10 protein-coding genes and 1 tRNA gene are annotated in these 7,943 nt (G+C 32.6%); 3 read left to right on the top strand and 8 right to left on the bottom strand.

Annotated features, from left to right (window positions below; all coding sequences use genetic code 11):
* Nucleotides 1–43: 43 nt before the first annotated feature.
* The gene (gene lpxC / locus ACEW8E_RS06245) at nucleotides 44–859 is read right to left on the bottom strand and encodes a UDP-3-O-acyl-N-acetylglucosamine deacetylase (RefSeq protein ID WP_373479476.1); all 816 of its coding nucleotides are present in this window, start codon (nucleotides 857–859) and stop codon (nucleotides 44–46) included.
* 295 nt (nucleotides 860–1,154) lie between these two features.
* On the opposite strand from lpxC, the gene ACEW8E_RS06240 reads away from it, so the two are divergent.
* A tRNA-Gly gene (locus tag ACEW8E_RS06240) sits at nucleotides 1,155–1,225 on the top strand.
* Nucleotides 1,226–1,321: 96 nt separating this feature from the next.
* Here the strand turns inward: ACEW8E_RS06240 and rbfA are convergent.
* The 4 genes from rbfA to ACEW8E_RS06220 all read right to left on the bottom strand — a co-directional run bounded on the left by rbfA (nucleotide 1,322) and on the right by ACEW8E_RS06220 (nucleotide 3,463).
* Entirely contained in the window at nucleotides 1,322–1,693 is a 372-nt protein-coding gene (gene rbfA, locus ACEW8E_RS06235; RefSeq protein WP_373479475.1) for a 30S ribosome-binding factor RbfA, read from the bottom strand.
* 54 nt (nucleotides 1,694–1,747) lie between these two features.
* A complete protein-coding gene (locus ACEW8E_RS06230) occupies nucleotides 1,748–1,957 on the bottom strand; it encodes a DUF751 family protein (protein WP_373479474.1) in 210 nt (69 codons plus the stop codon).
* 424 nt (nucleotides 1,958–2,381) lie between these two features.
* Nucleotides 2,382–2,906, bottom strand: coding sequence for a hypothetical protein (locus ACEW8E_RS06225; protein ID WP_373479473.1), 525 nt, complete (start codon nucleotides 2,904–2,906; stop codon nucleotides 2,382–2,384).
* A gap of 89 nt (nucleotides 2,907–2,995) precedes the next feature.
* Entirely contained in the window at nucleotides 2,996–3,463 is a 468-nt protein-coding gene (locus ACEW8E_RS06220; RefSeq protein WP_373479472.1) for a MarR family winged helix-turn-helix transcriptional regulator, read from the bottom strand.
* 224 nt (nucleotides 3,464–3,687) lie between these two features.
* Between ACEW8E_RS06220 and ACEW8E_RS06215 the strand changes: the two genes are divergently transcribed.
* A complete protein-coding gene (locus ACEW8E_RS06215) occupies nucleotides 3,688–4,206 on the top strand; it encodes a transcriptional repressor (protein WP_373479471.1) in 519 nt (172 codons plus the stop codon).
* A 120-nt stretch (nucleotides 4,207–4,326) separates the two neighbouring features.
* Nucleotides 4,327–5,007 carry an ATP synthase F0 subunit B gene (locus ACEW8E_RS06210; protein ID WP_373479470.1) on the top strand — a complete coding sequence of 227 codons (681 nt, stop codon included), beginning with the start codon at nucleotides 4,327–4,329 and terminating at the stop codon, nucleotides 5,005–5,007.
* Here ACEW8E_RS06210 and ACEW8E_RS06205 read toward each other — a convergent pair.
* From ACEW8E_RS06205 to ACEW8E_RS06195, 3 genes are all read right to left on the bottom strand, one after another.
* Nucleotides 5,004–6,149 (bottom strand): beta-ketoacyl-ACP synthase, encoded by a 1,146-nt coding sequence (locus ACEW8E_RS06205; protein WP_373479469.1) that lies wholly within the window; start codon nucleotides 6,147–6,149, stop codon nucleotides 5,004–5,006. The genes ACEW8E_RS06210 and ACEW8E_RS06205 overlap by 4 nt on opposite strands.
* Before the next feature lie 67 nt (nucleotides 6,150–6,216).
* Nucleotides 6,217–6,996: a peptidylprolyl isomerase gene (locus ACEW8E_RS06200; RefSeq protein ID WP_373479468.1), complete on the bottom strand. Its 780-nt coding sequence runs from the start codon at nucleotides 6,994–6,996 to the stop codon at nucleotides 6,217–6,219.
* Between the two features lie 43 nt (nucleotides 6,997–7,039).
* Nucleotides 7,040–7,591 (bottom strand): photosystem I assembly protein Ycf4, encoded by a 552-nt coding sequence (locus ACEW8E_RS06195; RefSeq protein WP_373479467.1) that lies wholly within the window; start codon nucleotides 7,589–7,591, stop codon nucleotides 7,040–7,042.
* Nucleotides 7,592–7,943 lie beyond the last annotated feature (352 nt).

The raw sequence follows: 7,943 nt of genomic DNA, 5'->3' as shown, positions 1-7,943 counted from the left end.
CCTATCTCTTATCTCTTATCTCTTATCTCCTATCTCCTATCTCCTATCTCCTAATTATTAAAGATTGTTTAATTTTTTTTGCTAATTCTGTATGAAGTTGATGACTGGCTTTATAAGCTAAATAATGTGCAGTAGGAATTTTACCTAATAAACTCAAGTCACCGATTAAATCTAGTAATTTATGTCTTACGGCTTCATTATCAAATCTCAAAGGCGGATTTAACCAACCACTTTTATCGCAAACTAAGGCATTTTCTAAACTACCCCCTTTTATTAAACCAGCTTTTTGTAATTGTTCAATTTGATCTGCAAAACCAAAAGTACGAGCAGGTGCGATGGCAGTTACAAAACTTTCTCGTTGAGGATACCAACTAAACCACTGATTTTCTAACACAGAATAAGGATAATCAACACCGTAACTAAATTTTATTTCACCAGAAGGAAAGGCGACACAAAAAGCATCATCTTTTCTTACCCAAATAGCTTCATTAATAGTATCTGTTGGCGACTCAAAAGGTTTATCGGAAATATAATCAAGATTATTTACCCACTCTTGTGCCGATCCATCTAACAAAGGTATTTCATTTCCGTCAATCTCAATTTGTGCATCATCAATACCACAAGCGAGTAAAGACGCTAATAAATGCTCAACAGTTCTAATTTTAACACCTTGGTTACTTAATTCTGTCGATAAAGTAGTAGTGGCAATATAGTCAATATTCGCAGGAATAATGGGGTTATTAGGTAAATCTACCCTTACAAAATAACGCCCTTTTCCTTTTTGTGCAGGAGAAATTTTAACGGTGGTTTTTTCTCCTGAATGAAGCCCGATGCCTGATAATTGGAATGGTTTAAACATTAATTAACACTTTTAAAAAATTATTTCAGAAAAAACTTTGACTCTGTTACTTTGATTATGATAAGTTATTTCTTGAAAAAGATGTCAGGTGTCTGGTGTCAGGTGAAATGTAAACAGTGAATCTATAAAAAATTTAATTGTTAATTCTCATAATCGTTATACTGCAAACTTTATAACATTTATTTTATCTGAATTTATCATAATTACGGTAGAATAGCCAAAATTTTTAGTTAATAAATAGTTGCCAAAATTTAAAATATTAGTTATGATAGTCAATGTGTTTTGAATAAAACCTGCGGGTGTAGTTTAGTGGTAAAACCTTAGCCTTCCAAGCTAATGATGGGGGTTCGATTCCCCCCACCCGCTTATTATTTTAATGATAAAGAATAGACCTTTCGGTAAGGTATCAATAAACTAAAAATTGACATTTTTCTTGATAATTACTTCTTGTATCTCCATAATTTACTCTTCTTCAGAATTATCCATAGGAGTAATACGGTTAATTAAATTGATGAGATTATCACCTTTTTCTAAGGATGTATCTTCTACAAAACGAATTTCTGGGGTATGACGTAAACTAATTCTTTGTCCTAGACTTTTTCTTACAAAAGGGGTACAGGCTTTTAATCCTTCCATAGTTTCGTTTTTAGCTGCTTGAGTACCATAAATACTTACAAAAACTTTAGCGTGTTGTAAATCTCCTGATATTTCTACTTCAGTAATACTAACTAAGCCAGATCCTACTCTATCATCTTTAATACCGTTGATCAGCATTTGACTGATTTCTTTTTTAATTAAAGACGATACTTTCTCTACACGACGACTATTTGCCATTTTTTTCTACAATAAAACTAAAAATAATATTTAATATCTAAAATAAGATGTCCATTATACAGGATTTACGCCTAACATAGCTTTGAGGGTAAAATAAAGGAAAGAAAAACTACCAATAATTAAGGTTAATATTACTGTGGCGGTGACAGGATTTTTAAATAATGGTTGAATTTGTTGCCATAAAAAAAAGAAAATACCGAAGATTAAACTTACCATATAACGAGGATAGCGCAAGACATTTTCCCAAAAACCTTCAAATTCCATAGTGAATAAATCCTTATCTTTAATAATTAAAATAGTTTAGCAGTTATTTTCAATTTTTAACTGATGTTAACCTTCTACAAAAATGTAACTTATTTATATCTTTTTAAAATTATTTAATGCATGACTCCTCAGAGTAAAATGAATCATTTTGTCTTTGAGGAGTCATGCATTTTAATTGAAATAAAAAATTCCAATTATTAGTATCACCCATTAGAAAACGGGTCGAAGAAATATTAACACAAACAACAAGATTTGAGATTAGCTCAAAGGAAAAAACACCATCTCTAATTCATTAAGGTAGCATTCATTGTGCATCTTCAGATTCCTTCACTTCGGGTAAGATTGAGACAGATGAGGAGTCAATTCCTTTGGTTGCATAACCCTCTCAACGCCTAGAAATTCTTTGAGTTTTTGTTTCATTTGGTCATTTTAACTTGATTAATTCCTCTTTAATAGGTCTTTTTCCCCAAGGCTTTAAAACTGAGATACCTATAACGCAGATGAGAAAAACAACTTGAATCGCCGATCCTATCAAAACCCCTTCAGCATCGAAAGAATAGATAGAGTTGTGGAAAGACTGCAATCCTTCTTCTGACGAAATATTTTCAGCAGTATTTGCCCAAGGGAAGAGCCAAAAAGTCCCAAAAATAATTAATCCCGTTGTCAAAATCCATTTTGTAATCACCCAATAAAATTTAGTAAATCCATAATTAGTCATCCAACAAAGAAACGTGGCTGTAAGAACTGAACCGATCGCAGAAGGAATAACAACATAGTCATCAAGGAGATTAATTGCATAATTGAGAGCGTAAAGAGCTTGTGCGTTAGTTGAGTTCGTATTCCTTAAAGACAAAAGAAACATACTAAGGACAGTTCCTGTCCAAAGAGCAGCAAAACTAATATGTGCCGACAATAACCAGTTTTTTGCTTTGATACTTAACTTGGGCATTTTTTTCCTCTCTCGAATAATTATTTAACATATTGATAGTTAATATATTAAATAATTGTCTGCCTGTCAATCCTTAAGTGATCAAATTTTTAGGTTAGATTCTGGACGATCCGATCCAATATCTTCGTAACCATCTCCTGATCTGCTCTTGAGATATTTTTAGTAGCTTTCTCAATCGTTGCTGCTCCGATAGGTGGTAAAACCTTCATAAGTTGTTTCCCCTCTTCTGTAAGCCAAATTTGCACAACTCGACGATCACTTAGGTTGCGCTCTCTTATAACTAGTTGACGCTCTTCCATTCGATCAACTACTCCAGTTAACGTTGCTCCCAATTGCTTTAGTTTATTTGCTATGCCAGTCGTTGAAAGCCCATCTTCTTCCCAGAGACAACATAAAACCAAATAGTGAAATGGAGTTAATCCATAAGGTTCAAGTCTTTCCAAGAAATCTCGATACATTAATTGAGATACAAGTTTAAGCTTATAACCCAAATTATAAGGAGCAAGAACATACTGCCATTGTTGAAGGAAATCAGTGTCTGAGAATGAACTAGGCATTGGGATATAAGTAAAAATATTGTATTAACTATTTTAACCACTACCTATTTAAAAAAACGTAAAATATTACTAATGTTTGTTAGGATTCTCCAGAAAACATCAATAAATGAGTTACAAATAATTAAGGCTGCGTAACGTCTAGTTTTTAAATATATTTCTTGCAAATAAGCGGACAAGAAAAGTATCATAGGTAAAGAAATCATTTCTTCTTTATTAAGTTGCTTATGTCTTTAGATAATACTGCCGCCATTAAAAAAAAGCTAAATTCCAGAGGTTGGCGCATGACTCCCCAACGAGAAAAAATACTTGAGGTATTTGATAACCTTCCTCAAGGAAATCATTTAAGCGCGGAAGAATTATATAAATTATTAGAAGAAGGAGGAGAAAACATTAGTTTATCCACTATTTATCGTAGTGTAAAATTAATGACAAAAATGAGAGTCCTTCGAGAGTTAGAATTAGCCGAAGGTCATAAACATTATGAGTTGAATCATCCTTATCCTCACCATCATCATCATATTGTTTGTGTTCAGTGTAATAAAACCCTTGAATTTCAAGATGATTCTATTCTTAAACATAGTCTCAAACAATGTCAAAAAGAGGATTTTCAATTAATTGATTGTCAATTAACGGTAACTACTATTTGTCAGGAAGCCATTGAAATGGGTTGGCCTTCTACTCTTCCTAGTGATTGGTGTTGTAGTCGTGCGATTGCAGATGGACAACATAAATTAAATCAATAAATTTTTTAGATAATTGATAATTGACAATACACTATAGACAATTGACAATAGTTAGTTTGATTATTTTCATAATTTTTGATTTATCATATTAGCAATAATAGAGGAGATTTTAATTTTATCATGGCGAACAATTTACCTTCCCAGCAAGAATTTACCACCATTTCACCATTACCAGAAAAACCACCTAAAATTCAAGAAATGGGTGTTGATATGCAAGGAGAAATAGATAGACTAGAAGACTTAATTCTTAGTAGCACTCATCTTCCTTTTGTGGGTAAAACTTTAATAGATGAAGATACTTTAATTTCTCAATTGGACTCTATGAGAATTAATCTTCCTGATTGTTTACAACAGGCTAATCAAATCTTACAACAAAGAGAACAAATTTTAGGAGAAGCCCAAAATTACGCTCAAAAAATTGTGGAAAATGCCCAAAGAAGAGCAGCACAATTACTAGATGAGTCAAGAATAGTACAACAAGCAGAAGGACAAGCGAATCAAATTAGACGACAAGTACAACAAGATTGTGAAACTTTACAACGAAAAACCATCGCCGATGTTGAACAAATTAGACAAAAAATTCAACAAGAAGTAGTCAAAACGAGACAACAAGCTATTATGGAAGCTGAGGATATTCAAAATGAAGCAGATCTTTACGCTGACTCAGTATTATCTAAATTAGAAAAAGATCTTAGTGATATGTTAAGGGTTGTTAGTAACGGTCGTCAACAAGTACATACCCAAAAAGTTAATCTTGTACCTCGTCAACAGGATATGACAATTGTGAAAAAAGCATCCTAGTATTTTCCTATGGAGATAACGGCATTTTGCCCTCCAAATCCAAAGCTAAAACAAAGCATTTTACTTAATTGATATTGCCTTGATTGTTGGCAAAAATTAAGTCCAAAATCTAATGGTAATAAGTTTAAATTTGGTAATAATACTTGTTTTTTTAAACTCATTAAACTTAACGCCACCGCCATAACACCTGAAGCACCTAATGTATGACCCGTCGCTCCCTTGGTAGAACTTACTTTGGGAGCATGACTAAATAATTCATGAATAATTTTTGCTTCTCTTTGATCATTTAGAATTGTACCTGTACCATGAGCATTAATATAATCTATATCTTTAGTTTGTAAATTAGAGCGCTTTAAACACTGTTGAATGGTTTTAATAGCGGTTTTACCATCAACACTAGGGGATGTCATTCCTTCCGCATCACAACTCATTCCCCATCCCAAAATTTCACCGTATATTTTACTTCCACGACTTTTTGCTAATTCTTCAGTTTCTAACATTAACATTGCACCTCCTTCCCCTAAAACAAATCCATCTCGATGGATAGCAAAAGGATAACACCCATTTTTGCTTAATGCTTTCATTTGGGTAAATCCTGCTATCGTTAAAGGGGTTATGGGAGTTTCTACCGCACCAACTATTACTCTTTTAGATCTTTTTTGTTTAATTAATTCATAGCCTTGTGCAATGGCTACTAACCCCGTCGCACAAGCATTGGCTGGGGAGAAAACTGAGGATAAAGTTTGAATATATTTTGCTGTAATAATACTTGGTTGACAAGGTAAGGTTTCTAACCAAGAAGGAGAAAAATGTTGAATTTCTTTTGATTTTTGCCATGATTTAGTGGATAAAAAAACTTCCCATTGACTTTGACAACCACGACTCGAACCAATCACCACGGCAGTATCATTTAATGGGGGGAAAATATTACTATCTAAACACAGATTTTTAATTAATTTAGGTGTAATATTTTCAATGGAAGAAGGTTGATCATTAATTAATCCTAATGGTAAAGGAGGAAAATAGTTAAAGGGTTGACTAAATTTGATGCCAGACATCCCGTTAATAATTCCTTTCCAAGTCAAATTTATATCTCCTAAACAGGAAATTAGACTAATACCTGTCACAACTACTTTAACCATCAAAAATAATTAACTACTATTTTCCTTTCTTTTTAGTTACAAAGATAAATATTATTTCCCTTTACTATTATTTATTTTGTTTCAAATTTTCAGCACCAGCTACAACTTCCGCACTTTCAATGCGATCGCCTTGTTTAATTTGATTAACGACATCCATCCCTTCAGTAACTTTACCAAAAACAGCATAACTACCATCAAGGAAAGGAAGATCAGCTAAAGTAAAATAAAACTGAGAAGAAGCAGAATCAGGAGCTTGAGATCGTGCCATGGCGATAACACCATAATCATGTTTTAGTTGTGGTGCAGTGGTAATAGTTGTACCATAAACAATATCAGGTATCTGAGGATCTTTTTTGGTTTCGTCATATTCTGGGCGAATTTCTAAAGGAATATAACGTTGAGCTTTTGTTACAGGATCACTATAACCGCCAGTACCTAAATTCGTTACAGGAAAATTAGGATTTTTACCTTGAGGATCTCCACCTTGTACTACAAAAGGAGTGGGATCTTTAACAACTCGGTGAAATACTAAACCATTATAAATTCCTTTTTGTACCAAATCAACAAAATTACCCGCCGTAATAGGGGCATTATCACCGTCAACCTCAATAGTAACAGATTGACCATTAACTTTCATTACAACCGTAGCTTTGCCTTCTAATGTGGGTAAATTCATTGTGTTATTAATATTTTTAATTTCAGTAGGTTTTTCTGGGTTGACAGTTTCTTGAGTTGTTGTAGTTGTAGTTGAACTAGAATTAGAATCTAATTTTTCACATCCTGCCAAACTAATAGTTGTCAAAAGAAACAAAATCAAAAAAATATTGAGATGATTAGAAATTTTCATAAATTTTAACTGATCTTTTCTAGCATTGTTAATTGTTAATAGTTTAAAGTCCTTCTAAAGGTACAGTCAGAAAACGAGCTAATTCAGCCCCTTGGTTTTCTAATTTAGCAAGGGAAATGGGTTCACCCACAGGGGTTAACGGAATATCTCTTTTAGGCTTAACTCTTAAGTATAAAGTTCTTCTGGGATTTAAACCTTCTTTAATTTCTGCTCTAATAGCTTGAATATCGTCTAAATTATAAACTAATTCAATGCGGCGATTTTTACCGAGAAATCCGAAACGAAAAATAGTTACGTTACCTTTTTCTTTATCAAACTCGTTATAACCACCACCAACATTGAGGAAAACCATTAACCATAAATATAAGGCAAGTAAAACCCCAGCCACACCATAAAAAGTTAAAGCGATACCTTGAGGTACAAATTGAAGTGTTGAGGTATCACTCACAATTAGTAAATTAGTATGTAAATAACTAGATAAACCTGCTAATAAAAAACCAATGCCACCGATGGAAACTACTATTGCCCACCATAAATTGCTAAAACGTCTTGAACCAGTAATATTTTGTCGTAAAATGAAATTGTTTGTTTCCATTATTAATTTATAAAATTATTGTTATACCTTAACAAAATTAAATTTTAACCAAAAATCTAACTACATGAATTATTATTCTCTCAGAAGAATTATTGCTATTATTGTTAATAAACAATTAAACTGCATTTTTTTAGCTTCTGTTGTGAGAAGCCTTAGGTTATATTTTTGGCTAAAAAACCGCCTATAAGGAGATTTCCCTTTATCAATTATTAAATTGGCGTTGCTGAATTAAGGTATGATTTTTAGATAAAGGGGTCAAATTATCAAAAATAAAAAAATGATACAATGTCCAGAGTGCGGGTCTAAACATATTCACAAAAATGGAATTAAAAAAGGAAAGCAAAATCATCTT

Origin of the sequence: Geminocystis sp. (assembly GCF_041753295.1) — a bacterium.
Classification (GTDB): Bacteria; Cyanobacteriota; Cyanobacteriia; order Cyanobacteriales; family Cyanobacteriaceae; genus Geminocystis.
The sequence above is the reverse complement of the archived record's forward strand: the minus strand, read 5'-3'. Positions and strand labels throughout refer to the sequence as shown.

What these genes read in the sequence shown, in the direction of transcription:
- lpxC (WP_373479476.1), bottom strand. Translation starts at nt 859, where the DNA reads ATGTTTAAACCATTCCAATTATCAGGCATCGGGCTTCATTCAGGAGAA.
- rbfA (WP_373479475.1), bottom strand. Translation starts at nt 1,693, where the DNA reads ATGGCAAATAGTCGTCGTGTAGAGAAAGTATCGTCTTTAATTAAAAAA.
- ACEW8E_RS06230 (WP_373479474.1), bottom strand. Translation starts at nt 1,957, where the DNA reads ATGGAATTTGAAGGTTTTTGGGAAAATGTCTTGCGCTATCCTCGTTAT.
- ACEW8E_RS06225 (WP_373479473.1), bottom strand. Translation starts at nt 2,906, where the DNA reads ATGCCCAAGTTAAGTATCAAAGCAAAAAACTGGTTATTGTCGGCACAT.
- ACEW8E_RS06220 (WP_373479472.1), bottom strand. Translation starts at nt 3,463, where the DNA reads ATGCCTAGTTCATTCTCAGACACTGATTTCCTTCAACAATGGCAGTAT.
- ACEW8E_RS06215 (WP_373479471.1), top strand. Translation starts at nt 3,688, where the DNA reads ATGTCTTTAGATAATACTGCCGCCATTAAAAAAAAGCTAAATTCCAGA.
- ACEW8E_RS06210 (WP_373479470.1), top strand. Translation starts at nt 4,327, where the DNA reads ATGGCGAACAATTTACCTTCCCAGCAAGAATTTACCACCATTTCACCA.
- ACEW8E_RS06205 (WP_373479469.1), bottom strand. Translation starts at nt 6,149, where the DNA reads ATGGTTAAAGTAGTTGTGACAGGTATTAGTCTAATTTCCTGTTTAGGA.
- ACEW8E_RS06200 (WP_373479468.1), bottom strand. Translation starts at nt 6,996, where the DNA reads ATGAAAATTTCTAATCATCTCAATATTTTTTTGATTTTGTTTCTTTTG.
- ACEW8E_RS06195 (WP_373479467.1), bottom strand. Translation starts at nt 7,591, where the DNA reads ATGGAAACAAACAATTTCATTTTACGACAAAATATTACTGGTTCAAGA.